Origin of the sequence: Providencia sp. 2023EL-00965 (genome assembly GCF_033550225.1) — a bacterium.
Lineage (GTDB): Bacteria > Pseudomonadota > Gammaproteobacteria > Enterobacterales > Enterobacteriaceae > Providencia > Providencia manganoxydans.
Window position 1 is genome coordinate 87,525 of sequence record NZ_JAWUEH010000009.1, and the last position, 26,432, is coordinate 113,956.

28 protein-coding genes and 1 pseudogene are annotated in these 26,432 nt (G+C 37.1%); 8 read left to right on the plus strand and 21 right to left on the minus strand.

Going from position 1 to position 26,432, the window contains the following annotated elements; translation table 11 throughout:
* Positions 1 to 12 precede the first annotated feature (12 nt).
* Complete coding sequence (locus tag SC428_RS12600) at positions 13 to 1,272, plus strand: hypothetical protein (protein WP_318707907.1); 1,260 nt, start codon at positions 13 to 15, stop codon at positions 1,270 to 1,272.
* Entirely contained in the window at positions 1,269 to 2,393 is a 1,125-nt protein-coding gene (locus SC428_RS12605; RefSeq protein WP_140187591.1) for a hypothetical protein, read from the plus strand. Before SC428_RS12600 ends, SC428_RS12605 begins: the two co-directional genes overlap by 4 nt.
* Positions 2,394 to 2,578: 185 nt before the next feature.
* Here SC428_RS12605 and SC428_RS12610 read toward each other — a convergent pair whose 3' ends face one another.
* A complete protein-coding gene (locus tag SC428_RS12610) occupies positions 2,579 to 3,868 on the minus strand; it encodes an MFS transporter (protein ID WP_140180967.1) in 1,290 nt (429 codons plus the stop codon).
* Positions 3,869 to 4,369: 501 nt separating this feature from the next.
* On the opposite strand from SC428_RS12610, the gene SC428_RS12615 reads away from it, so the two are divergent.
* The 6 genes from SC428_RS12615 (at position 4,370) to SC428_RS12635 (ending at position 9,286) form a co-directional block, all read left to right on the plus strand.
* On the plus strand, positions 4,370 to 5,044 hold the full coding sequence (locus tag SC428_RS12615) for a CsgG/HfaB family protein (RefSeq protein ID WP_140180965.1): 675 nt from the start codon (positions 4,370 to 4,372) through the stop codon (positions 5,042 to 5,044).
* A 16-nt stretch (positions 5,045 to 5,060) separates the two neighbouring features.
* On the plus strand, positions 5,061 to 5,411 hold the full coding sequence (locus SC428_RS12620; RefSeq protein ID WP_070929022.1) for a DUF4810 domain-containing protein: 351 nt from the start codon (positions 5,061 to 5,063) through the stop codon (positions 5,409 to 5,411).
* Positions 5,408 to 6,064: a DUF799 domain-containing protein gene (locus SC428_RS12625; RefSeq protein ID WP_070928977.1), complete on the plus strand. Its 657-nt coding sequence runs from the start codon at positions 5,408 to 5,410 to the stop codon at positions 6,062 to 6,064. Before SC428_RS12620 ends, SC428_RS12625 begins: the two co-directional genes overlap by 4 nt.
* A 354-nt stretch (positions 6,065 to 6,418) precedes the next feature.
* Positions 6,419 to 6,475 (plus strand): tryptophanase leader peptide, encoded by a 57-nt coding sequence (gene tnaC, locus SC428_RS22190; protein ID WP_369097243.1) that lies wholly within the window; start codon positions 6,419 to 6,421, stop codon positions 6,473 to 6,475.
* 94 nt (positions 6,476 to 6,569) lie between these two features.
* Positions 6,570 to 7,973 (plus strand): tryptophanase, encoded by a 1,404-nt coding sequence (locus SC428_RS12630; protein WP_318707908.1) that lies wholly within the window; start codon positions 6,570 to 6,572, stop codon positions 7,971 to 7,973.
* A 65-nt stretch (positions 7,974 to 8,038) separates the two neighbouring features.
* Complete coding sequence (locus SC428_RS12635; RefSeq protein ID WP_070928975.1) at positions 8,039 to 9,286, plus strand: aromatic amino acid transporter; 1,248 nt, start codon at positions 8,039 to 8,041, stop codon at positions 9,284 to 9,286.
* Positions 9,287 to 9,467: 181 nt separating this feature from the next.
* Here the strand turns inward: SC428_RS12635 and SC428_RS12640 are convergent, their stop codons facing one another.
* From SC428_RS12640 to SC428_RS12735, 20 genes and pseudogenes are all read right to left on the minus strand, one after another.
* Entirely contained in the window at positions 9,468 to 10,676 is a 1,209-nt protein-coding gene (locus SC428_RS12640) for an ATP-grasp domain-containing protein (RefSeq protein ID WP_318707909.1), read from the minus strand.
* Positions 10,648 to 11,814 (minus strand): MFS transporter, encoded by a 1,167-nt coding sequence (locus SC428_RS12645; protein WP_318707910.1) that lies wholly within the window; start codon positions 11,812 to 11,814, stop codon positions 10,648 to 10,650. The genes SC428_RS12640 and SC428_RS12645 overlap by 29 nt, the downstream gene beginning before the upstream one ends.
* On the minus strand, positions 11,811 to 12,845 hold the full coding sequence (locus SC428_RS12650) for a threonine aldolase family protein (protein WP_318707911.1): 1,035 nt from the start codon (positions 12,843 to 12,845) through the stop codon (positions 11,811 to 11,813). The genes SC428_RS12645 and SC428_RS12650 overlap by 4 nt, the downstream gene beginning before the upstream one ends.
* Positions 12,846 to 13,581: 736 nt before the next feature.
* The gene (locus tag SC428_RS12655; RefSeq protein WP_318707912.1) at positions 13,582 to 14,025 is read right to left on the minus strand and encodes a hypothetical protein; all 444 of its coding nucleotides are present in this window, start codon (positions 14,023 to 14,025) and stop codon (positions 13,582 to 13,584) included.
* A gap of 564 nt (positions 14,026 to 14,589) precedes the next feature.
* Positions 14,590 to 14,922 carry a hypothetical protein gene (locus tag SC428_RS12660; RefSeq protein WP_318707913.1) on the minus strand — a complete coding sequence of 111 codons (333 nt, stop codon included), beginning with the start codon at positions 14,920 to 14,922 and terminating at the stop codon, positions 14,590 to 14,592.
* Between the two features lie 17 nt (positions 14,923 to 14,939).
* Entirely contained in the window at positions 14,940 to 15,368 is a 429-nt protein-coding gene (locus SC428_RS12665) for a hypothetical protein (RefSeq protein ID WP_318707914.1), read from the minus strand.
* A 227-nt stretch (positions 15,369 to 15,595) separates the two neighbouring features.
* Positions 15,596 to 15,997, minus strand: a complete 402-nt coding sequence (locus SC428_RS12670; RefSeq protein WP_318707915.1) for a hypothetical protein — start codon at positions 15,995 to 15,997, stop codon at positions 15,596 to 15,598.
* Between the two features lie 229 nt (positions 15,998 to 16,226).
* Positions 16,227 to 16,526, minus strand: coding sequence for a hypothetical protein (locus SC428_RS12675; RefSeq protein ID WP_318707916.1), 300 nt, complete (start codon positions 16,524 to 16,526; stop codon positions 16,227 to 16,229).
* A gap of 133 nt (positions 16,527 to 16,659) precedes the next feature.
* A pseudogene (locus tag SC428_RS12680) lies at positions 16,660 to 16,752 on the minus strand (type VI secretion system tube protein Hcp); the annotation flags it as partial.
* Between the two features lie 414 nt (positions 16,753 to 17,166).
* Positions 17,167 to 17,463, minus strand: coding sequence for a DNA-binding transcriptional regulator Fis (gene fis, locus SC428_RS12685; protein ID WP_004258438.1), 297 nt, complete (start codon positions 17,461 to 17,463; stop codon positions 17,167 to 17,169).
* 24 nt (positions 17,464 to 17,487) lie between these two features.
* Positions 17,488 to 18,453 (minus strand): tRNA dihydrouridine synthase DusB, encoded by a 966-nt coding sequence (dusB, locus tag SC428_RS12690; protein ID WP_070929020.1) that lies wholly within the window; start codon positions 18,451 to 18,453, stop codon positions 17,488 to 17,490.
* Between the two features lie 316 nt (positions 18,454 to 18,769).
* Positions 18,770 to 19,654: a 50S ribosomal protein L11 methyltransferase gene (gene prmA, locus SC428_RS12695; protein ID WP_070928970.1), complete on the minus strand. Its 885-nt coding sequence runs from the start codon at positions 19,652 to 19,654 to the stop codon at positions 18,770 to 18,772.
* A 16-nt stretch (positions 19,655 to 19,670) separates the two neighbouring features.
* Positions 19,671 to 21,134 (minus strand): sodium/pantothenate symporter, encoded by a 1,464-nt coding sequence (panF, locus tag SC428_RS12700; protein WP_070928969.1) that lies wholly within the window; start codon positions 21,132 to 21,134, stop codon positions 19,671 to 19,673.
* Positions 21,124 to 21,366, minus strand: a complete 243-nt coding sequence (locus tag SC428_RS12705) for a YhdT family protein (RefSeq protein ID WP_070928968.1) — start codon at positions 21,364 to 21,366, stop codon at positions 21,124 to 21,126. Before SC428_RS12705 ends, panF begins: the two co-directional genes overlap by 11 nt.
* Before the next feature lie 231 nt (positions 21,367 to 21,597).
* The gene (locus SC428_RS12710; protein ID WP_233445680.1) at positions 21,598 to 21,903 is read right to left on the minus strand and encodes a DUF202 domain-containing protein; all 306 of its coding nucleotides are present in this window, start codon (positions 21,901 to 21,903) and stop codon (positions 21,598 to 21,600) included.
* A gap of 6 nt (positions 21,904 to 21,909) precedes the next feature.
* Entirely contained in the window at positions 21,910 to 22,266 is a 357-nt protein-coding gene (locus tag SC428_RS12715) for a YidH family protein (RefSeq protein WP_070928967.1), read from the minus strand.
* A gap of 164 nt (positions 22,267 to 22,430) precedes the next feature.
* Positions 22,431 to 23,777: an acetyl-CoA carboxylase biotin carboxylase subunit gene (gene accC / locus SC428_RS12720; RefSeq protein ID WP_070928966.1), complete on the minus strand. Its 1,347-nt coding sequence runs from the start codon at positions 23,775 to 23,777 to the stop codon at positions 22,431 to 22,433.
* Positions 23,778 to 23,789: 12 nt separating this feature from the next.
* Positions 23,790 to 24,266: an acetyl-CoA carboxylase biotin carboxyl carrier protein gene (accB, locus tag SC428_RS12725; RefSeq protein WP_070928965.1), complete on the minus strand. Its 477-nt coding sequence runs from the start codon at positions 24,264 to 24,266 to the stop codon at positions 23,790 to 23,792.
* Between the two features lie 289 nt (positions 24,267 to 24,555).
* Positions 24,556 to 25,011 carry a type II 3-dehydroquinate dehydratase gene (gene aroQ / locus SC428_RS12730; protein ID WP_070928964.1) on the minus strand — a complete coding sequence of 152 codons (456 nt, stop codon included), beginning with the start codon at positions 25,009 to 25,011 and terminating at the stop codon, positions 24,556 to 24,558.
* 232 nt (positions 25,012 to 25,243) lie between these two features.
* Positions 25,244 to 26,227 (minus strand): oxidoreductase, encoded by a 984-nt coding sequence (locus SC428_RS12735; protein ID WP_140186504.1) that lies wholly within the window; start codon positions 26,225 to 26,227, stop codon positions 25,244 to 25,246.
* Between the last annotated feature and the right edge of the window lie 205 nt (positions 26,228 to 26,432).

Genomic DNA, 26,432 nt, shown 5'->3' on the forward strand with positions numbered 1-26,432 from the left:
GGATAAGAAAAAATGCGTGCTCAATATTTTAATGTCACGTTAACCCAATGTGACTACAAAAATGTTATCCCAACAGGAATGGTAAGGCTAATTGCATCTGACCTAGTTTTCTTTTTTAATCTTGAAGATTTTAAAAATAGCGATGCTTTTTTAGAGAGCCTAAGCTGCGGCGATGAATTAGTGATCTGCGCTGAAATACTGAATGATGGCAGTTATTGGCTCAAATGGGCATATCATAAAACTAAAGGTTGGATTGAACCTGATAGAAATGTGTCATTCCATAGAGGACTTATCAAAGAATTTCTTTGGGCTTTCGGTCTCTCGGCTTTTGCTGTACTTGCCTATTCCTGCTTTATTTATTCAGATGATAATATGTTGCTGATTGTACTAGGAGCATTTGCTAGCTGTGCCGCTTTAGTTGGTTTTAGTATGGTAACCCTTTTCCTCAAAACCATTTGGGATATCGTTAGCCCGCGTCGAAAATCAATACTAAAAGCACTTGATCAAGTCATTGCAGGGCAATATCAAATCAGTCATGAAAATCCCAAGTTAATTAGCCTATCAGGGATCAAAAATCCTAAGATGAAGCCAATTAAGCCTCAGTTTGTTAATGAGCTAAAAATAGCAGAGGGTGAGTTTCAATCCACACAAGGGAAAGTTAATTTATTTGGTATTCAGCAATATACAGTGATTGGTTATAAAGGCGCACAAACAGTTTTTAATGCCAATTTATTACAAATAGATGGCGAACCTTTCAGTGTCGTGACTCCCGAAAATGAACCTTTGTTTAATAATCACAGTTTATTTATTGCTCAAGGCGATCAAATTGAAATTATTCATAAGAAACTGAATGAAACGGATACAGTGGAGATGGTATTTGGTGTTTTTAATCAACAAGATCATCTAGCATATACCTTAAGTAATGGTGGTAGCCCACAAGAGCGTAGTTTTTATAAAGGATTATGGATATTTACAGCTGCACTGATAGCGCTTTTTGCTATCGCCCTATTAGTAATGAATATAACTGAAGTTATTGAACGAGGTAATCATTGGGATTATTGGGATTGGCTTTATATTTTGGATAATGGTGTTGGATTTATTAGTTTTGCATCTTCAATCACGTTAGGCATTAGTTTTTTAACCGGTTTATGTGTAGCAATCTATTTTTACGTTTCTAAGCGAGGGCGTATGAATTTTATTGCGCAACGTTATTTAAGCTACTTACGCAAAAAAAATGGCCAATCAGATTATGTCACTGAGGTGCGTACATGAATCCATTCCTCAGTAAACGTTTTATTATTTTGACGATCGCATTTATCACTTGTTTAGTTGCAACCATTGCATTTCACTTTCGCGGTAATGCGGCCAGTTGGACATGGGAAAATCAAAAAATTGGCTCGGAAATCGCTAATTTTGATTGGGTTAAAACTTTCCCAACAGATCAGGGAATGTTGATCGTTGTTCAAAGAAGCCAACGTGCAGGTTATTACTCTTATTCACGTTATAATATTCCTTCTCATGATTACAGTTATCAGGTGCTTCTAGCAAATAAAACGGGTATCCACTATATCGGTAAAGGAAATCATAGCTTTTACAATGCAGCATGTAATAAAGCTGAATGCACACTGATCTTTAATGATGGTAGTCGGGTGCTAAACTTAGCTGATTATTCAATAACAGACATGGAACCTTGGCAAGAGCCATATGGTGAACAATATTCAACTTTAATTATAGGGAAGATACTGAATACACCCAATGACCAAACTTATCTAGTGGTGAGTAATAGCGATTTATTTAAAACAACAGATAAAGGCCGTACATGGCAACTTTTTGGTAATGTACGTGACTTAGTTAAATTATATTACCCAGAAGAACTTGTTGATAATTCTCACTTCTTATTTGCTACTCAAAAAAACAAGCTCATCGTTTGGTTTAGTTATGGTAATAATATGGGCTCACTTGAGATCACTATTAATAGCGAAACAGGCAAAATTTTAGGTAATAAATGGCTACCATTGCGGATCAATGAAGTTGAGCAATCACCTAATGGTGATATTTATGCTATTGCCCAAGAACCGTCACGTAAGCTGTTTTCATTATTACAGTTTCAGGATAATGGGGAGTTTTCTGTGGTGACGGAAAATGGCTATAGCCAACTATATGGTTTACAGGTCAGCAACCAAACTGCATTGCTAAATGAGACGTGGCGAGGAGAGCAAGGTTATTTGCTGGTCGATGTGAAAGATAATCAGCTAACACATCGCGCTGAGCTAAATGAGTACGATAAAACCTTTAATAGTGTTGATAATACCTTTATTAAACTAGGTAACAGTTATTTAGATGATGTTGAAATAGCAAATGGTGACTTGGTGAGTCATCAAATAGCTAAATAGTTATTTAACTAAAAATGGGCGTAAGCGCTCGTTTCAGACTGCGGACAAACGTACTGTGTTTGGCAGCAGTGACTAAGATTATTGGCAATAAATTGATTGATTTTCGGCTGACAACACGAAGCGGGAAAAATGCCTTTATCCCGCTTCGTTAACAATTTCAAACGAGTGTAATAACCCGTTGTGACTTACTGAACGCGTTTAGGTAGCAGCATGACCGCTAATGAGGCAACCACAGCCACAATGGCAAAAGCAATAAAATTCCAACTACTAGCGATACCTAGGCTGGCAATATAGGCTCCGAACATAGGGCCTGACATGGCACCTATTCGTGAAAAACTTAATGCCCAACCTGTTGCTGAAGCACGTACATTTGCCGGATAGTAGTTAGCAATATAACCAGTCAGTATTAAGGCGGCAGAAATACTGCCAACTCCTGCAAAAGCCACCAATAGGTAATTCACATAGATATTTTGTTTAAATATAAGTGCTCCTACACCGATTGCGCCTAATAAAAAGAAGAATGAAACAGAACCTCTGACACCGTATCTATCTGCTATTTTTCCTAAAAATAACCCACCAAGTGCCGATGCTAAGCTAAATACAATTAAGAAAGTGAGACTAGAGCCTAAGTTATACCCTTCTTTGCGCATGATAGAAGGTAGCCAAGTATTTAATCCATAAACTAATAACATTCCACAAAATAAAGCCACCCAAAAACAGGTTGTCGCTCGTAAATAACGCCATGCAAAAACCACAGCGACAATATCTTTAATACTTTGCTTTTGCAGATGTTGCTGCACTGGAGCTTGATATTGGATATCTAATTTGTCAGCAAGGGCTTGAGCTTGTGTATGCATTCCTTTATGCGAAAGGTATTCAAGTGACTCAGGTAAGATGCGCGCCATTGGCCAAATCAATAATAAAGGTAAGGCCCCAAATGCAATGACGCTACGCCAGCCAAAATGCTCTAATAACCAAATAGCGACTAATGCTGCGCTTAAAATACCCAGTGAGTAACCTGAATACATAATCCCATAATTAAAAGAACGTTTCTCTGCGGGAGAATATTCGATAGTGAGTGCCGCAGCAACAGGGATCACTCCTCCTAATCCGATACCGCCAATAAAGCGCATTATACCGAAAAACCATGGTGTTGGTGCAAGAGCAGCCCCCAACATAGTGAGTGAAAATAGACAGACACAAATGAGTAGCATACGGCGGCGACCATAAAGCTCACTTAATGTCCCGATGATAAAGGCACCAAAAAACATGCCCACAAGTGCGTAACTGCTTAATGCTCCTAGTTCTAAGGGGGTAAGTGACCATTGTTTATATTCAGCGAGTGTGGGTAATACCGCGCCCATAACGCCAACATCGTACCCCTCAAATAAAATACTCATCCAGCAAACCAATAAAACCTTCATCGTAGTTTTTGGGGTACCGAATGTTGTGACCGCTGGTGATTGTATTGTCATAGTTAGTTATCTCATCGTAAGCGATTAATACCGTTTCAAATGTTTGGATATATCTGTGTTATTAGATTGGAAATGGCACTCTCTACTCTTAACTTTTATATAACAAACTCACAATAAGTGATGTTAAGTAATTGTTGAATTCATGCAGTGAATGGATAAATTATGCATTATTAGGTTTAATAGCCTTACTTTTAGTAAGTGAATAACAAAAGGAAAACTATTTCTCTTTAAGTTAAATTAAAAACAAGGGGTATTTTTATTGATAAATAAATGAATTTTAAATTAATGTATTTGCTGGGTGAATATTAAATTTAATTTTATAAGGTTTAATGAATTATATTAAATGTATTTAACTTTAAATAAATAAAACTATATTGATAATGAAATTAATTTTTGCGATTTTGATAACAATTAAATTTTGGTGGTGCATAAAGAGAATTTGATGCAAAATATAAATGTAACAAATTGATTCCAAGAAAATTCAAATTGAGAATATTATAAATGAATACATCAAGAATGTTAATTCCTTCCGTTTTTATTGCTACAGCATTATTAACCGGATGTGCTAAAGAATCATCACGTTCATTACAAATCGAAAAAGTTACAACATATAATACTCATTATTCAGGCTCTAAAAATTCAATATCAATAGGCAAATTTGACAACCGTTCTAGCTATATGAATGGTATTTTTTCTGATGGGGTTGATCGTTTAGGTAATCAGTCAAAAACGATTTTGATGACTCATCTTCAGCAAACTGGGCGATTCAATGTACTTGACCGCGCTAATATGCAGGAGCTAAAAGAAGAAGCAGGGATTAAAGGCCAAGCACAGCAGCTTAAAGGGGCAACTTATGTCATTACTGGTGATGTCACTGAATTCGGTCGTAAAGAGGTCGGTGATCGCCAATTATTTGGAATTTTAGGCCGTGGAAAATCACAAGTTGCTTATGCAAAAGTTAATTTAAATGTCATCAATGTTCAGACTTCTGAAGTGGTATTTTCTTCACAAGGAGCTGGTGAGTATGAATTATCTAATCGTGAAATTATTGGTTTTGGTAGTACCGCTAGCTATGACTCAACGTTAAATGGCAAGGTTCTTGATTTAGCCATTAGAGAAGCGGTGAATAATCTTGTTACTGGGATTGAAAATGGCGCTTGGCAGCCAGCCAAATAAAATAAAAGGGAATATGATGAAAGCTAAATTATTAGGGATATTTGCCATTATTGCATTAAGTGGTTGCTCAACAGCACCAAAACCGCTTTATAACTGGGATGGTTATCAAAAAACGGTTTATCAATATTATCAACAGACTGAAACAAGTCCACAGCAACAAATCGAAGTATTAAAGAAAAATATTGAGCTCAATAAAACACAGGGTACAGCAGTACCCCCAGGGCTACATGCTCATTTAGGGTTATTGTACAGCTCAACAGGTGCGATTGATCTTGCAATGGCAGAGTTTAATACTGAGAAAGCTTTATTTCCTGAATCAGCTAATTACATGGATTTCTTGATGAAAAATAAAGGGATTAAAAAATGAAACGGATTTTGATCATCAGTAGCTTAGTTATAACATGGTTACTTACGGGTTGTGCTCAGCCAACGAAAATGGATTATACTGCGTTTAATCAAAGCAAGCCCAAAAGCATTTTAGTGTTATTGCCACAAAATAATACCCCTGAAGTACAAGCAAGTCATGGCCTGTTATCACAAACTACATTACCATTAGCAGAGGCCGGTTATTATGTTTTCCCAGTTGCTGTGGTTGAAGAAACTTTTAAACAGAATGGCATGACCAGTGCTGGGGATATTCAAGCGGTTCCTGTCGCCAAGTTACATGAAATTTTTGGCAATGATGCAGTGCTATATTTATCTATTACAGAATATGGGACGAGCTATCAGGTTATTGCGAGTGATACTCGTGTGAGTGCCAGTGCTAAATTGGTTGATGCTCGTACTGGAAAATTGTTATGGAGTGGTTCAGCGACCGCATCAAGCACAGAAAATAACTCATCATCCGGTGGCATCATTGGTGTATTGGTTTCTGCTGTTGTTGAACAAATTGCTAATACCTTGACGGATAAAAGCTATCAAATCGCAGGCATGACAAGCGCTAGATTGCTATCAGCAGGTAAAGTTAATGGTATTTTGTACGGCCCTCGATCGCCAAAATACGGTAAAGACACAGAATAACATTCTTGCAAACGATTAATTAAAAGGAGCTGTACTGGCTCTTTTTAATTTAAATTACCCATTTAATTTTATTTAAGTTTATTTAAACATAAGTGATATTTTATTTTTGTTAATCGATAATGTAGTGGTTCTAATAACAATGTTAAATATAAATTTATTATTGTGATATATATCATACTGTAGTTTGGAAATTAAGTAATAGTGTGATGAATGTACAATATCATGACAATCATGATTAAAGTTTAGACTGGATTGTTATATATATAATAGTAACAGTTGTACTAAATCCTTAATTAAAGGAGTTATAGTATGTTTTTACTAAATAATCTGTTGATATCAAGGGGTTTCTTCTACATGAAGAAATGGTTCAATATCGATATTGCTCTTGCCTTCTTTTTTCCTCAAAAGTAATCCTTTATTTTTCATCGTTAAGATATCGTTAGCTTATTAATCATAAGCCCTAATTTCTATTTTTATTATTTAATGAAAAATTAAAGGTATTATCATGGCCAAAAGAATCGTAGAACCGTTCCGTATTAAAATGGTTGAAAACATCCGTATCCCATCCAGAGAAGAGCGTGAAGTTGCATTAAAAGAAGCTGGTTATAACCCATTCCTATTACCAAGTAGTGCAGTCTATATTGATTTACTCACTGACTCAGGGACTAATGCCATGAGTGACCATCAGTGGGCAGCGATGATCACAGGTGATGAGGCATATGCAGGCTCTCGTAATTATTATGACTTAAAAAATAAAGTCAAAGAGATGTTTGATTACGATTATACCATCCCTGCTCACCAAGGGCGTGGCGCTGAAAATATGCTATTTCCTGTATTATTAAAAGTAAAACAGCAGCAAGGCGGCGCACAAAAACCTGTATTTATTTCCAACTTTCACTTTGATACTACAGCAGCGCATGTTGAATTAAATGGTTGTAAAGCAATTAATATTGTTACTGAAAAAGCATATGATTCAGAAACGTATGATGACTGGAAAGGCAATTTTGATATTCAAAAATTGAAAGAAAATATTGCTAAATATGGGGCTGAGAACATTGTTGCTATTGTTTCGACAGTCACCTGTAATAGTGCTGGTGGGCAACCGGTATCAATGTCTAACCTAAAAGAAGTTTATGAAATTGCTAAACAACATAATATTTTTGTGGTGATGGATTCTGCGCGTTTTTGTGAGAACGCTTATTTTATTAAAGAGCGTGATCCTAAATACAAAAATGCCACAATTAAAGAAATTATATTTGATATGTACAAATATGCTGATGCATTAACAATGTCAGCGAAGAAAGACCCGCTGTTGAATATTGGTGGTTTAGTTGCAATTAAGAACGATGAAAATATTTTTACATTAGCGAGACAGCGCTGTGTACCTATGGAAGGTTTCGTCACTTATGGTGGTTTAGCTGGACGTGATATGGCAGCAATGGTGCAAGGCCTTGAGGAAGGTGCTGGTGAAGAGTATCTCCATTATCGCATAGGGCAGGTTAAATACTTAGGTGACCGTCTACGTGAAGGTGGAATTCCAATTCAATATCCTACAGGTGGTCACGCAGTGTTTGTTGACTGTAAAAAATTAGTCCCGCAAATTCCTGGCGATCAATTTCCTGCTCAAGCAGTGATTAATGCCCTATATCTGGAATCAGGTGTTCGTGCTGTTGAAATTGGCTCATTCTTATTAGGTCGTGATCCAGAAACAGGCAAACAAAAACATGCAGATATGGAATTTATGCGTTTAACTATAGCGAGACGTGTCTATACCAATGATCATATGGATTATATTGCAGATGCATTAATTGGTCTTAAAGATAAATTTGCAACACTGAAAGGACTTGATTTTGAGTATGAGCCACCAGTGTTAAGGCACTTTACTGCTAGATTAAAGCCAATCAAATAATAGGTAATAATTAAAAGGTTCCCGTGCAATGCGGGAGCCTCACCCTTATTTCTAAGGTAAATACCATGAATAATTCGGCAGCGAAGAAAGAACCCTCCATAATGGTAGGGGGCTTTGTGCTCGGTGGCGCTATGATAGGGGCAGGCATGTTTAGTTTGCCAACTATTATGGCAGGAGCATGGTTTATTAATTCAGTTGTTATTCTATTGATTGTTTGTTTTTTTATGTTTCACTCAGGAATATATATTCTTGAATGTATATCAAAATATGGCTCAGGTACTAACTATTTTTTTATATCTAAAGAATTGTTACCTAAATGGGCCTGTTATATCGCGAATGCAGCATTAATATTTGTATTGTATATTTTAATTTATGCTTACATATCAGCAGCAGGTTCTGTCATTAAAGAAGCAGCCTTCATATACGGATTTGATATTAACTTAAGACTAATATTTTTTATCTTCACTTTAATACTGGGTGCGAGTATTTGGTGGAGTGGTATTGGGGCGAGCCGTTTAACATCAATATTTTTATTAATCAAAATAGTATTATTTGTCTTAGCATTCTCAGGACTTTTTTTTATTGTCAAAACGGACTTATTACTGAAATCCCCTGTTGAAGGAGGGCAAACATCATTACTTCCCTTTATTTTCATTATTATTCCTTATGCTATCACTTCGTTTGGATATCATGGGAATGTATGCAGTCTTTATAAACTGTATCATGAGAACGAACGGAAAGTAGTAAAAAGCTGTGTTATCGGATGTTTGCTAGCGTTAGTTCTATACTTTTTATGGATATTGGGTACGATGGGCAATCTACCTAGAACGGAGTTTTTAACCATTATCAATAAAGGTGGTAATCTGGATGCTTTTATTGAATCGCTATATTCTGTGTTGAGTAGCCCACATATTGCCAGCTTCTTACTATGGTTCTCGATTAGTGCCGTATTTTGTTCATTCTTAGGTGTAGCTATTGGCTTATTTGATTATATATTGGCATCTTTGAATTTTCAGGATAACCCATCAGGACGTATGAAATCGGCACTATTATGTTTCTTACCACCATTGATACTTTGTATGTTGTTTCCGAATGGTTTTTTAATTGCGATTGCATATGCAGGAATGGCGGCTTGCATTTGGGCAATTATTTGCCCAGCCATTATGGCACTTAAAGTGAGAGAGCGTTTTCCTGAATCCAAATTTAAAGTTTGGGGAGGAAAAGGCTTAATATATGCAGTGATTGCTTTTGGTGTTGTGGGTATTATTTGCCAATTACTCGCTCAATTTAATTTACTACCGATATACCGTTAACTTTTCAATGTTATTATAGCTAACTGGTAAAGGCACAGCGCTGTTTACTGTGCCTTTTTTCTAGAATATAAGATTGATAAAAAATAAATCGCGTATGTGGAATTAGATTTTTATTATAAGTTGTAAAGTTTTTATCTAAAAATTTCCCACAACAGTAAAAGCTATCATAGCTTCTGAATATTTATTGATATGTTATGTCTACCTGCTTAATAAAGTTTTCTGCGTCATTCATTGCTTGTTCTTGAGTGGCAGACTGTGTAATGACGTACCCTAAGCGGCCGTAACTATCTTTTAGTGGCCCAACTTCTATTGGTGTAGGAACAAAATTAAACAGTAAAGGCTGATTGAATAAGAAATTAGGTTTAATACGATTAATCACACCCGATTTACCCGAGGTTAAAAAGCGAATCGATGCATAATGTTTTTCTTTTTTTAGTTGAGGAACATACTCCATGTCTTTTACACACTGAGATAAATAGCAGTGTACTAGGTCGAATCCTGTTGCGATTTCACATAACTTATCAATCATACCTCCAGCGACCCGTGGATTAATTTCAATTAGCTTAACAACATCATTTTGTAATTTAAACTCAACGTGTGCCACGGTATGAGATAGTCCAATATGGTTGAGCCAACTGATTAGTGTTGTTTTAATTTTAGCGAATAGGGGGAACTCACAAGGGAAATCATGACCTATTTCGACGGAATATTGGCCTGTTGTTGTATGTTTTTTAGTAATGCCAAGTATTTCCCATCGATTTTTCTTAGTATCCCAATAGGCTTCAGCGCTATATTCATCACCTTGAATAAACTCTTCTATAAGATAATCTGAAGATAATTCATAGCCACGCTGATTAATCCGACATGCCGTTATCGCTTGGATAGCACTGGATAGCTCTATCGGTGTGTGGCAAATAGCCACTTTATTACTTCCACTATCGTCACAAGGTTTTACCACTAATGGAAATGAGAGGTTTGAAATATTTATCTTATCCTTAATACTAACAACGCTATAATTAAAACCTTGATGATATTGGCTTAGGATCCTACGAGTTTCTTGCTTGTATCGACATGCAATTAAAGATTTGATGGTGGGAGAAGGTAGATCTAATGCATGAGAAGCTGCCGCCGCAGTGATTAATCGGTAGTCATCAAATGCTACAATACCGTGAGTTTTATACTTCATCGCATGATAAATAACTGAAGCAAGGTTATCGGTATTCAGCTCAACAACATGATCAACAAATTGCAATGGGTTGTCCGCAATCTGTTCATAAAAGGTTTTCTCTTTAGTAAATAATATTGTTTGATAGCCAATTTCTTTGGCTATCTTTATTGCCTTCACACCAGTTCCTGATAGATTACACTCCAGAAATATAATCGTTTTCATTACGTTTCCTTTTAGTTAGCAAGCCTTCAATACAAAATAAAAAAATAAGGATTAAAAATGAGCAAAATGGAATGAGAAAGTGTAGTTGGTAGGAGTTTGCAATAATTCCCATATAAGCCCCAAGCGATTCTGCTAATCCCCAAAAAAATATGCAGATAGATAGTGATAATTTTTTGTTTTTAAAAGGGCATTTATCTATCGATAAGCTATTGTTATATGGACTCCAAATCAGTTCACTCAATGTAAATAACACGATCAATAAATACATACTTAATGCTGATTGAAAGTTAAATATTAATAGCAAAACAGAGACGACTATTAAGCTCAATTTATAGATGAAAATTTGAAGATCAGTACGTTGGACTGATAGTAAAGAGGTCGATTTTATCTGTAAAAATATAATGATAGCGGCATTTAAGGCAAATAGAGATGAAACGGAGACATAGCGAATAGTCTCGTTATTATTGACTTCAAAATGGAAGGCGAGATTTCTTAATATCAAGCCGATCATGAAGAAAGATATTGAACTATAGCAAACAAATACTATCCACTCCGCAAAAGTAGAAAGCGCTTTTTCTTCATTTTGGGAGTTTACTTTACTCTGTTTTATATTCTGCAAGGTGCATGAATAAAGTGATGAGGCTAACATGACAGCAGCAGGAAGCATGATAATTCCTGAGTAGAAGCCATGATAAAACCACTCACCTATTACACCACCAATGGCAGATGAAATATTGACAGCAACATTAAGTAAAGAAAAGTTTTTGACGCGTTCTGAATGGTTATTATTTTCTGCGATAAAAAGGCTAGTGCATACATTGGCGATAGAAAAACCGGCACCAATGATAGCAGAAGCTAGGAGTAGAAATGAAAAGCTATTAATGACATAAATAGATAATATAGCAACTGAAGCCATAAGATAGCTAAGTATTAAAGTCAGTTTATAACCTATATAGTCAATAATATAATGTGTGAATAATGAACATGCACGACTAATGAATAAGAATATAAATAAAATAATAGCAACATTGCTTTCTATCATATTTTTATAGTTAATCAAGTAAATAGAATAAAATGGCAAGAAACTATAAAATGATATTCCAGAAAAAAAACGTGACGTGATTATTTTATTTATCATATAAACTCTTTATATTTATGTATCTTTTCAAAGATCGACTTTAAGCGCGTGAGCATCTCTTTATTAATATTAGAGCTCGTGACGAAACGGACAGTATTCGATGTCCATGCTGTAGCTAATACTCCATATGTTTTAAGTTTTCTAACCAGATTATCTGCATTGCGGCTTTTTATCATCACAATATTAGTTTCAACTGGATGAGTAAGTTGGCAGTATTGGGAACAAATTGCGCCTAAATATTGAGCATTCATATTGTCATTTTCGAGCCTAGCAGAATAGTCTTTTAATTTATTTAATGCAATGGCAGCCATCAGCCCTGATTGATGTAGTGCTCCGCCATACCATTTCCTTACTTTTTTGGCTTTATCAATATCGGTTTTTCTTCCTACAAGAAGCGAGCCAAAAGGAGCACCGATCCCTTTAGAGAGACAAATATTCAATATATCAACATGTTCAGTATATTTGTCAGGTGAAATACCAATAGCGATACACGCATTCAAAACCCGAGCACCATCTAAAAATAAGTGCATATTTTTTTTATTACATAACATTTTTAAATGGCATATTTCATCCAATGGAAACACTAACCCACCATAGGTATTAATACTGCTTTCGATTGAAATAATTTTAGGTGTGGCATATAAATCTGACCAGCGAGCTTTATTATTAATCGCATTTAATACATCTTCGGTTGTTAATATTCCATGTTTAGAACGTACGTTATTGATAACTAAACCACTCAATGCAGAGGTTTGTGATGACTCAAAAAAACACACATGATAGCCGGCCTCAGTAATGAGTTCATCACCTGGATTTGATAAAACGTTCAAACCAATTTGGTTACTCATTGTTCCAGAAGGCATAAACAACGCGCTTTCTTTACCGAAAAGGTCAGCAATTTTAAATTCAAGCATCTTAACGTAACGATCTTCATCGTAGCAGTCATCACTAATGTAATCATAGTTAATGTTGAGTAGATCTTTGGGTTGTAATCTTGTCAATGTATCACTTCTGAGGTCTATTAAATCCATAGATAATTGCATCCCTAATTGTTTTATATTTAATTGTTTCGTGTGTACACTCTCACTTATAATAGGGATAGATTATTTTTATAAATTTATAAATAATATTTTTACAAAACAAGTTTTTATTTTTTATAACAATCGTAATTGTGAGCGGTATCATAATTTATGATTATTAAAGATAATGCTAAATAAAAATATTTTAATTACTTGAATGTACTAATGAAATGACAATTAAATTTTTTATTTTAATTGTCATTTCATATAACTAAAAACTATCTAGATAATTTGATAAAAGGCTAATGTAGTAAAGCTTATCGAATAAAAGTATCATGCATTTTTATTTGTGTTTGTGTTTCTTATCATCAAATTAGACTGTAGGTATGATATATCTTATTGAAGTAGGGGAAAGAACAGTTTAAATGTCATTAGTCAATTTTTTGTTTATTTTTGGCTTAGAGCATCATAAACTGAGTCACCAACTCAAGCTATACCTTAGGTTGGTTTAACTAAGTACTAGAGCTAGTAAATATATTACCATTGGTATGAGTAGTGTCGTTCTTCAAAGTAATTTTATGGCTATACACTATGCAGCACATATCAGTCCCTTTCTATAAATATATTAAATTAATTGATGTGTTTTTTTGTCGTAATAGCCAAAACATTATTGATTAAGATAGTAATATGTAAAACTAGCAGAGCTGATTTGTTATATTTAGTTGAATGGCTAGGCACCTATCATAAATTAATCATGGCTATATTGGTCAACAGTAATTAACACTTCAGTTTCTGAATCATCACGAAGAATTCGAGCTTGGCCAAATGCCTGTAAATTTTCTCCCTTAATTTTTAAATTCCAGCAATGAACTAGTTTCTCCGCTACTATAATAGTCTCTTCATATTCTAATATATCAAAAACGCTACTAATATCGACTAAATTAAGCCAAAATTGAGTTTTTTCTTTACTTATTCCAGAAGATAGGTGTTCATCATATTTTCTCTGTGAAAAGAGATTATCAATAAATAGCATGTTATCAACAACCTTAAATGTTGGTGAAATAATTTCTATCATCGAAAATATTAGGTCTTCAGGTATGTTAGTATGATTGTAAATTATATGTACATAACCAAAGTGGTCTAATTTTTCACCAGTTTCTTTGTTTTTAAAATTACTAATTGAAAATTTCACTATTATCTCAACTTAAACATTAATGGAATTTATTGTAAAAAACAAACATATATACTGATTGTTTTACTTTCAAGAAAAGTGACCTTTATAAATTTTATATTTTTAAAATATTCCGTTGAAAAACAGTTAATATATTTAGAGTCTAATAAATATGCTATTTTGTTTCTGTATAAAAATCATTTAATATAATCACTTCACCTAGTTGGTAATGTTTTAGATTGATTTCCTTTAATATATAATGTCATCTTTTTCTTCCCAATCATTTAGTCTCTTAACCAATAAAAAATTATCATCTTCGGCGTAATCGATGAGATTAATTATTCCAATATAATCACCTGAAATTAGTAATAATATTTTATTTGCCTCTGTTAGATTGATACAGTTATAGTTTTTTATCATGTTTTTATTTATGATAATCTATTGGTCACATTATACCGTTTATCATCAAAATGCCAATCATTATATATAGAATGTTATTAATTTTTTATCTTTATCTGGGGTTATTTTTATCATAGATTATGAGTGTTATTTCAATACTCATGGAGTATTTGAAATTTAAATGGATTAAAAAAAGAAAAATATTCCTGTTTTTTTATCTAATGCTGTGTTCGACAATTCTAAAATTGATTTAATTATATCTTTATTCTCTTTATTTATCATGCTTTTGAGAATTTCATTTAAAATTTCTATTTTATTCATATCATACAGGCTTTCATCTTCATAATCATCTATATTTAACCCTAAATTATAATTGATTACTTCAAATAATTTTATTTTACTTAGGGTATTTAGTTGGCTATCACTCAACTCTAGTTCTAGTAGATCACCATCAATAGATTCATTATAATCCAATCTATGCATTGCTTCTTTAGAAAGAGGAACTGTTATAGTTTTCATTATGTTGATTCTTATCATTATATTTTATATTTAATTAAATTACACTTAGATAATAAATCATTATTAACCCCTTCACTTATAAACAGGTTATCACCATCTTCAATAATGCTTATTCCTCCCATATTAGTTTCAAAAAAAATTCCCAGACTGTAATCTAAATTGTTAATCAATCTGTATTGATGAATACTTATTAACTTGCATTCTTTATATTTTTCCAGTTGACTATTCTCAGTAATTGGATATGAGAATGAGTCCTGTAATTTCACGGTTGAGCTACATTTAGGTTCTGTTTCTTTTTTAATGAATTCAAGCATCCCTTCGCCTATAGTAAGTGAAAACCAGTTGACATTATCAAATTCTATAAAAAGAACGAGGTTTGATGCTGCTAACTCACCGTTCATATAAAAAGACATGCTTCTGAAGTTAGTCATCCTATTATTTATCATAAGTTAATCCTTATTAAAACCTTGATAATTTTATTGTAGTTAGCGTATTTGTAGTGATATTTTACTTCGTGAAAATATAAATTTATAAAGTTATCATCTAGTTAAAGATAGGGTAAAATTACATTCCCTTGCTACCTGCTCTACTTTAATAATATTATTCAACTCTGTAAAGTTTATTAACGTATCTTTTATTGTCTGTGTAGTTTTTCTTAGATACATTAATGTACTTATTTTTTATAGATTTCGTTAAGTGATAGCTCTGTATAATCATCATTTTCAGATGCTAAATAATTTTCACCTTTATATATAAAATTCCATACATAAATATAAAAATTACGAGCTGTTATACCGTCAGGTAACTCTAATTGAGGCGTACCTGTATAGTAACAATCCTTTAATTCTTTTTCTGAGTAGTATGTTATTGCATACTTAAAACTATTCTTAAAACGGATTTGATACTTTAATGGTAAAATATCTATATATGGTTTCAGTATTTTACCAACAATTAAATCAATGCTCGAAGGATTGTTCAAATTCAGTTTCAATAATAATTCATCTTCATTCGGTCCACCATCAAGGGGAGCCCAAAACCCAGATATATACCATCTACTAATCTTTATTTTTTTCATGTGATTTTATTCCAAAAATGCCATGTGTTTTTACTGTTTTTATAAAAACTGTCTATTGATTTTTGCGAAACTTCTTTAATAAATTTAGATAAACAGTATTTGAAGCTATCATCTTTAGCTATAGTCTTTTTTTAATGATTTCTAATAGACGGAACTATTTACCTAAGTTCTCTCTATGTTTATTTCGCAAGTGACTATTGTAATAGTAATGTCAGTTATAGAATGTTTTTCAAGGAATTAGTTCCATAGCAATATTTATCTCCTCAACTAACTCGTAGTAATTATAGGCATTACCTAAATAAACAGGATTTTCCCAATCAAAATGTTTTATTAAATATATAATGAAATAGCCATCTATTTCAAAATCATTACTCCAGCCTATATCTAAAATATAGTTATTAGGAAACTCCACTTGCAGCATGTCTTCTCTTAATTTTATCAGATGTTCTGCAAAATCTGTTTTTTCATCAAAAAATAAATCACCAAATGTTTTTTTTCCATTTTTTGACTTGAAATCAATAAGTTTCACTTTATTTTCCTATATTTATAATCATTAATACTCTTTGGATGAGATTAAACAGTTACGCTGTAAGTGTTCATCAGTGAGCACTATATTACTTCGTTTGGGTTGTATCAAACAAAGCATTCGCTGGTGTTGTGCAGAACATATTGCCAATTGAATCACGCGTTGAACAACCCGCAGATATCAACCCTTGGTTTTTTCCTGTAAGTTTCAAATAAATTAAATTAGCCATTCAGTATTACCTTTTTTCATATTTAACATGGGGTTTAAAATATTCGATTTCATTTAAATATGAAATGGAGATAGTCTCAATTTACTTCGATTACATACCAATCTGTAACCCATGAGGACTATTCACCATAACTGACAGAACTGAACATCACAGATTTTGAGTATTTTTGTCCCCCCTGTAATACCTAATGCAGAATGAAAATACTTTTTTCATTAACGGGGTAGATTAATGGCTACCTTCATTTGGAACATCTGATATGGCCGCGGGCAAAGATGTCGTTGAGAAGGTCAGAGCTGCAATTTACCTAAGTAGCCAAGGCAAAGGCTAAAGTCGTAAACTAAAAATTAAGTATTAAAAAAGCACTTCTTGAAAAACAAGAAGTGCCTTTAAAAACACTGCATTAACCGACTAGGATTAGTTCATGCCGTATTTTTTCAGTTTCTTACGCAGAGTACCGCGGTTGATACCCATCATCAGGGCTGCACGGGTCTGGTTTCCACGGGTATATTGCATAACCATGTCCAACAAAGGCTGCTCTACCTCAGCCAATACCAGCTCATATAAATCATTAACATCTTGATTGTTTAATTGAGCAAAATAGTTCTTCAGTGCTTGCTTAACTGAATCACGCAATGGTTTTTGAGTTACTTGATCTTGTGAATTTACAGTAGCAACGGTTAGTACGTCAGAATTTACGCGTTGTTCGAACATAGTTCTGTCAGCTCTTATCTTTATTTACGCAAAATATTCAAAAAATGCTTCCAACACCTCCAGCTGTTCGCTGGCGTCCTCAATGGCGTTGAATGAGCGCCGGAACTGGTCATCAGGTGCATGTTCTTGCAAATACCAAGAAACATGTTTACGCGCTATACGGGCTCCTTTGCCTTGACCGTAAAAGTCGTGCAACTCCTGTACATGCGCTATCATAATGCGTTTCACTTCTGCCATTGGCATCGGTGGTAACATTTCACCTGTGTCCAGATAATGCTGGATTTCCCGAAAGATCCAGGGTCTTCCCTGAGCTGCTCGTCCTACCATCAGGGCATCCGCCCCTGTGTAATCCAATACAGCTCTGGCTTTTAGCGGGTCAGTAATGTCGCCATTGGCAATAACCGGTATGGCAACAGTCTGCTTAACTGCCCGTATATTGTCGTACTCAGCTTCGCCATTAAACAAACAGGCTCGAGTCCTACCGTGAATGGTCAGTGCTTGAATACCACAATCTTCGGCCAATTTGGCAATATCTATACAGTTACGTTCTTCAGGTGACCAGCCTGTGCGGATCTTCAACGTGACAGGGACATCGACTGCTTTGACTACCGTAGACAAGATGGATTGCACCAAGTCGGGATAACGTAGCAGCGCTGAACCTGCAAGCTTACGATTCACTTTTTTAGCTGGACAGCCCATGTTGATATCGATAATTTGTGCGCCACTCTCAACATTAATCTGAGCTGCGGCTGCCATTTCATCGGGATCATTGCCAGCTATTTGAACGGAACGCACCCCCGGTTCATCGCGATGGATCATTCTCAGTCTTGATTTGTCGGTCTTCCAAACCTGTGGGTTGGATGAGAGCATTTCTGAGACCGTCATACCCGCACCCATGTCATAACAAAGCGACCTAAATGGTCGATCTGTAATGCCTGCCATGGGGGCAGCAATAAGACAGTTTCGCAACTGATATTGTCCGATTCGCATAACTAAAGGGGGCCATACTGTGACTGCAAGGGCGCGTATATTACGCATTTTTTTCGAGATATGAAAGGACAAACTTTGAGCAAACCGTTATTTATCACTAACTTTTTTATCTTGATTTTTTCAAAATACAATTATTAGTGTTTAATAACAATCAGTTAGATGATTTTGTAAAAAAATCACTAAATTCGCCGTTAGCCTGTTCAAATCCCAAACAGGATAGAATATCACCAGCAGTTGAACAATATTTGAGCTATACGATAATCTATTCCTGCTTTAATTTCAAAGAAATTATTCACTGATTTTTATTATAAATTTGCTAAAAATGCTTGACACCAGTGATGCGACACCATTCGTCTTTCTCTGCGATTGGGTCGATTGCAAACTGTTCACGGTAAGCATCTGCAACGCCTTCTGCTTGGGTTGCTAATACACCTGAAAGCCCCAGTAAGCCACCTGAATGAGGCAGTACGCTGATCATTGGGGCTAGTTCGCGTAATGGGCCTGCTAAGATATTAGCGACCACCACATCCGCTTGTAGCTCTTTTGGTTGGTCTTTAGGTAAATAGAGTGATAAACGATCAGAAACCCCATTACGTTCAGCATTATCGCGGCTAGCAAGTATTGCTTGTGGATCAATGTCGATCCCAATTGCTTGTGCGGCGCCTAATTTCAGCGCCGCAATGGCTAGAATACCGGAACCACAGCCAAAATCGATCACTGTTTTGCCTTCGAGATCTAATCCATCTAACCATTCTAAGCATAAGGAGGTGGTCGGGTGAGTACCTGTACCAAATGCTAGGCCAGGATCTAACATTACATTGACCGCGTTAGGATCTGGCACATCACGCCAGCTTGGGCAGATCCATAAACGTTGTCCAAAGCGCATTGGGTGGAAATTATCCATCCACTCTCTTTCCCAATCTTTATCTTCAAGTTGTTCGATCTTGTGGATAAAGCCTGTTTCAAGCAGTGGGCTATTCTCTAATTGCGCTACGACTATTGCCATATCTGTTTCGGCATCATAGAGACCAATCACATCGGTATCACCCCATAAACGCGTCTCGCCCGGTAAGGGTTCGAATACTGGGGTATCATGGCTGTCTTGAAAAGTGACTGAAACCGCGCCACTTTCAATCAATTCATCACCAAGTGCTTCAGCCTGCTGGCCAGTAGAGTTAAGTCGTAGTTGTATCCAAGGCATAGTTAATCTCTTTTACTTAATTGCTTGCGGGCGTAGCCTGCTCATTGGCTGCCGATTGTACTGGATTTTTACCGAAAAGATTACCAATTATAAAGGCAATCAGGCTAAATAGCAGTGAAGGAACAATTGCATGGAAGCCCATTAATTCAATTTTGAATGAGGCTAATAATGCATAGCTCACACCACCGATGACCATACCACTGATGGCGCCTTTACTATTCGCTTTTTCCCAATAGAGACCTAAAACTAATGGCCATAAGAAGACGGCTTCGAGGCCACCAAATGCTAATAGATTTAGCCAAATAATCATTTGCGGTGGATCCCATGCGGCAATTAGCAATAGTGCGCCCAGTATTAATGTTGAAAAACTGGAAATACGTGACAATCTTTTTTCATTATGAATTTGCTTTGGTGCACTGCTGAGATAAATATCTTTGACGATAGTCGCTGATGATTGGAGTAACTGTGCGTTAATCGTCGACATAATTGCAGCCATGGGGGCGGCTAAGAAAATACCAGCAGCAAATGGGGGTAATACTTGCACCATTAAGGTTGGGATCACTTGGTCAGGGATCGTCAGGTCAGGTAGGATGGCACGGCCTAGCGCTCCCGCAAAGTGCATACCAAACATGAGCACAGCCATCACGATGGTGCCAAGTATAATTCCACGATGAACGGCTTTGCTGTCTTTATAGGAAATACAACGCACTGCGGTATGCGGTAAGCCAATTACCCCAAAGCAGACTAAAATCCAAAAAGAGGCAAGGAATGGGCCACTTAAAATATCATCAGCACCTTCAACAGAAACTAATTTAGGGTCGATAGTGTGAATTTTTTCCACGGCAGCGCCCAGTCCACCTGCATGATAGATAATAGCTACCAGTAAAATGACAGTGCCTAGTAGCATCACTAACCCTTGCAGTGCATCATTAAGCACACTGGCTCGGAAACCACCGATTGCGGTATATAACGCAATGGAGACACCAAAAATCAGCAGACCATAGGTATACGGAATACCTGCGGCGGTTTCCAGTAATCTCGCTCCACCAATAAATTGTACTGTCATTGCGCCAAAGAAAGCGATTAGTAAGCTAATACTGGCAAACCAAACGAGAAAGCGGCTTTGATAACGTGCATACAGCATGTCATTCAAGGTCACGGCATTATAACGTCTAGCTAGAATCGCAAATTTTTTGCCGAGTACGCCAAGGGATAACCAAATTGCAGGTAGCTGGATCATCGCCAGTAGTACCCAACCTAAGCCATATTTGTAGGCAGCGCCGGGACCACCAATAAACGAGCTGGCGCTAACATAGGTTGCGGTAATGGTCATGGCGAGCACAAACCCACCCATGGAGCGATTTCCTAAGAAATATTCATTAAGAAACTCACCTTTGGTTCGTTTACGGTATGCGTATACAGATAGCAAAAAAACCAGTACTAAGTAACCAATTAGAGGTAGCAAAACTTCAGTTTGCATCTTTATCCTCCAAAGGAATCTCTTTAAAAATGATTTTGACCATCATGATACATAACAAAATAAAGATGATAGGTAAGATCAGGCACGACCATTCAAACCACAATGGCAGGCCCGTCACACCAATGGTATTACTTGGAAGATAGGCACAGATCACCCAACCAATAAGATAGGCAAGAGTGAGATAGAGTGACCAGCGAGCTTCCTTATTTGATTGAAGAAAACGCTTATCCATACGTATTTCCCCCTCATAAAATAAAAATAATCAGGGATTGTACGATAAACCTAGGGGGGAGTGTAAAAAAAAACGGTCGATACTCGTGATACTTCAAGATGTAGTGCATTGGGGGTAGGTAGATTAACGACGTTTATCTCTGCACTTATCGACCTGTTTTTTGAGTGGGTTAGAGGATAAGTTAGGCTAAAGTGGTGGGTTTTCATATCCATTAATAGTGAGTCATAGGGGTTATGCCATGATAAGGATATGAATGATTAGCAGGATCGACATCGCTAAAATGGCCAAAGCGGTGATATAAAGGAAAATTGCATTATCAATTTTTAAGCCACTATTTTGATAAGCCGACGAAATGTGTCTTTTAAAGCCAATCATACATAGCAGCGATGTGGCGATCACGGCTCCTACAAATGGTAACCATGACGAATCTAATAAACCAAGTCGCAGAAACAATAATGTGTTCACGAACAAAAGCAGCAAAGTACGGCTCCATGCCTGCTGAGTTCTTTCGGGTTGTAAACCTGGATCACGTATCATATGGCATTAAATGAGTATATAGAGGAGAGAAATGATGGCGATGGTGGTAATAAACAATGTCATCATGGTGAGGAAAGAGGTATATCTCAATGGTTCATCGGTGCGCATGGCAATTTCATTTTGTCGCCAACGGTAGAGGGCCATAATCGCCGTAATACCACCAGCACAAGCCAGAAATAGTGATAATAATATCCTTATCCATGGTGTTGCGGTTTCATGCAGGAGCTGTTCAACTGCAATAGAGCCTGCTAACAGCGCTAAAGCTGTTCTGATCCACGCTAAAAAGGTTCTTTCATTGGCTAATGAAAATCGGTAATCAGGCGTTTTTCCAATATTTTTCCAGTTGTTGTGTTTAAGAGACATAGGGGTTCCTGATTTATCCACGCCATATTTCAAGTCGCAAGGGTAGTGACTGTGCTTAGCGGCATTTTGAATTATCTAGAGTGTACATGTTAATTGAAAAGATAAAAAAATACCGAGAAGTATGCGTTCTCGGTATGTTTATTTTACGTCAGTAATACGATCAATTAATCCTGAATACCGAGTTTTTTCTCCAAATAGTGGATATTAGTCCCACCTTTTTGGAAGTTTTCATCATTCATGATCATTTGATGCAATTCAATATTGGTTTTAATGCCATCGATAATCAGTTCGTTGAGTGCATTTTTCATACGAACAATGGCGATTTCACGTGTTTCACCATAGGTGATCAGCTTACCAATCATTGAGTCATAATACGGAGGTACGGTGTAGCCTGCGTAAATATGAGATTCCCAACGGACACCAAAACCACCCGGAGAATGGAAACGCGTGATTTTACCTGGGCTAGGCATAAAGGTGTTTGGATCTTCAGCATTGATACGACATTCAATAGCATGACCGTGAACAACGATATCTTCTTGCTTAACAGACAATGGCATGCCTGAAGCGATACGCAGCTGTTCTTTAATCAGGTCAACACCAGTGATCATTTCAGTGACTGGGTGCTCAACTTGAATACGGGTGTTCATTTCAATGAAATAGAACTCACCATTTTCATATAGGAACTCGAAAGTCCCTGCACCACGATAGCCAATTTCAATGCAAGCATTGGCACAGCGTTCGCCAATACCACGGCGAACTTCATCAGTGATCCCCGGAGCTGGCGCTTCTTCAACCACTTTTTGGTGACGGCGTTGCATTGAGCAATCACGCTCAGCTAAATAAATCGCATTGCCTTGGCCGTCAGCCATTACTTGAATTTCAACGTGACGAGGGTTTTCAAGGTATTTCTCCATGTAAACCATATCATTGTTGAACGCCGCTTTTGCTTCAGCACGCGTGAGACTGATTGAAGATTCTAAATCTTTTTCGTGACGAACCACACGCATACCACGACCGCCGCCGCCGCCAGAGGCTTTGATGATCACAGGGTAACCAATACGTTTCGCGATAGCTTTGTTTTTATCAGTATCGCTGCCCAATGGGCCATCGGAACCCGGTACACAAGGTACACCAGCTATTTTCATCGCTTCAATCGCTGAAACTTTGTCACCCATTAGGCGGATGGTTTCAGCTTTTGGTCCGATAAATATAAAGCCAGAACGTTCGACTTGTTCTGCAAAATCCGCATTTTCAGACAGGAAACCATATCCTGGGTGAATTGCTTGAGCCCCTGATATTTCCGCCGCTGAAATGATGGCAGGAATATTCAGGTAGCTTTTTGCGGATGCTGCTGGCCCGATACAAATTGTCTCGTCAGCCAACAGGACATGTTTTAGATCACTATCTGCCGCAGAGTGCACAGCTACAGTCTTGATGCCTAATTCTTTACAGGCACGAAGAATACGTAGTGCGATTTCTCCACGGTTAGCAATGACAATTTTTTCCAGCATGGAAACGCCTCGTTATTCGATAACCACTAACGGCTGGTCATATTCAATCGGCTCACCGTTCTGCGCTAGGATTGCTTTCACAACACCTGCTTTTTCTGCTTCGATTTGGTTCATCATTTTCATCGCTTCGATGATGAAAAGAGGATCGCCAATATTGACTGTTTGACCAACTTCAATAAATGGTTTGGCTTCAGGGCTTGGTGAACGGTAGAAAGTACCGACCATTGGAGAGCGCACTTGATGGCCTGAAACTGCTGGCGCCGTTGCCGCCGCTGGTGCCGCAGCTTCTTGTGCTGGAGCTACCGCAGCTGCTAATGCAGGTTGTGGTGCCGCAGGTGCAGAGTAAAACTGTTGAGGTGCCGCCATGACCTGAGAAGCAGCTGAAACTCGACTGATACGTACTGACTCTTCACCTTCAGAAATTTCCAGTTCAGAAATGCCAGACTCTTCGACCAGCTCGATCAGCTTTTTAATTTTACGAATATCCATGGATATGATTCCGTACTCTTATATTTGAATTTAAGTGATTTATGCTCGCTATATTTCAAGTTGTAGTGTTGTTGGCTTTGCTCAATCACACTAGCGATATACTGGCGTATATTCCTAGCGACTTACTCAGCAGCCGCCTAACTACGTCCTGAATTATTTAGAGCACATACTCGTTATAGTTTAAGTTGTAGCGCCTTAAGTTAAGGTTATGGTGACTTCATTCATACTAGTGACACAGTTACCTATGTTTCTAGAGACTCATTCATTTGTCGCCTAACTACAGCTCAAATTACTCGGAGTAAGATGACAGACGGTTAACCGCTGCCTGTAACGCGAAACTGTAACCATCGGCACCAAGACCACAAATCACTCCGACCGCCTTATCTGAGAGGTAAGAATGATGACGAAATGGTTCTCTGGCATGCACATTAGACAGATGGATCTCGATAAACGGGAGCGCAACCGCTAATAATGCATCACGCAAAGCAACACTAGTATGCGTGAATGCAGCCGGATTAATTAGAATAAAATCTACGTTATCCTTTGCCGCATGAATTTTATTGATCAGTTCATGCTCTGCATTGGACTGAAAATGACTCAATTTTACGCCTAGTTGTTCCGCTTCCTTTGTGAGTTTAGACACAATATCTCCAAGGGTGAGGTTACCGTACTTATCAGGTTCCCTTGTGCCAAGTAGATTTAGGTTCGGCCCATTGAGAAGTAAAATGTGAATATCTTCTGCCATTGTGTTGCTAACTCCGACGATATGTCAATAACCCGACAACATAACCTGATGTGGATGGTTTGTCATCTTTTATCATAAAAATATATCAGATCTTTCGTGATAAGGAGGGCTATTATAATTATTTCACAGCATATGACAGCAAAATACTGGTCTTATCAGAGAAATTAACTACATTTATTTTTTTAAATTGTGCGGTAATCCAAACTTTTGGGTTGGCCCGCACAAAACGCAATTATGGTGTTAAAATCTTAACAAGTGTACGCCCTGTAATCTGATTTTTGAGAAATTTCTGCGCGTACTCAACGGACTGTTCTAATGTAATCTCTGAGGTAATTTGCGAATAAAATGATTCAGGTAACAGCTGCGAAAGGCGTTGCCAAACAGCGGGGCGTTTGCTCGCTGGGTAATAAACCGAATCGACACCTTGCAGGCGGATATTACGTAAAATAAATGGCATCACCGTGGTTGGCAATGAAAAACCGCCCGCAAGACCACAAGCTGCGACTGCACCGTTGTATTGTGTTTGCGCTAATATATTGGCAAGCACTTCTCCTCCGACAGTATCAATCGCCCCTGCCCAATGTTGCTTATCAAGTGGTTTAGCTGTTCCAGTAAAATCACTGCGCGCAAGTACTCTTTTGGCACCTATTTTCAGCAAATAATCACTATTTTCTGCTCTACCAGAGATGGCCACTACATCATAACCCAGTTGTGATAACAGCTGGATAGCCGTTGAGCCAACGCCACCACTGGCTCCACTCACAATAATTTCGCCTTTATCTGGGGTGATACCTGCATCTTGCAAGGCGTTAACACAGAGCATGGCTGTAAAGCCTGCTGTGCCAATAATCATGGCTTGTCTCAGTGAGAGGTTTTCAGGGAGTGGGGTGAGATAATCTGCGGGAACTCGAGCTTGAGTTGCGAGCCCACCCCAATGTGTTTCTCCAACTCCCCAACCTGTGAGTAGAACGTGTTGGCCTACGCTAAAACGAGGATCTTCGCTGTGATGCACCACACCTGAAAAATCAATCCCCGGAACCATTGGGTATTGGCGCACAACCCCCGCTTTTCCATTAATTGCTAAGGCGTCTTTGTAATTTAGTGTTGACCAATAAATATCAATAATCACATCGCCTGGAGGAAGTTGTTCTGTCGGAATGGACTGGATATTGGCTGTCAGTTGATCATGGTCTTTTTGTAGAATGAGAGCTTGCATACTTCGCTCCTATAATTAGTGAGGAATGGTTTAAGATTAATAAACTCTGTTTATACTTCAGGTATGGTAACTATACTTATTCATACTTCATACCAATGACGGTATTGTCTATGCTTCTAGTGATCTGTTTATTTGTCATCCCGTTACCCTTGAATTATTTGGAGTATATAGCCGCAATGCTTAATATAATTAGTGAGTTGTGACT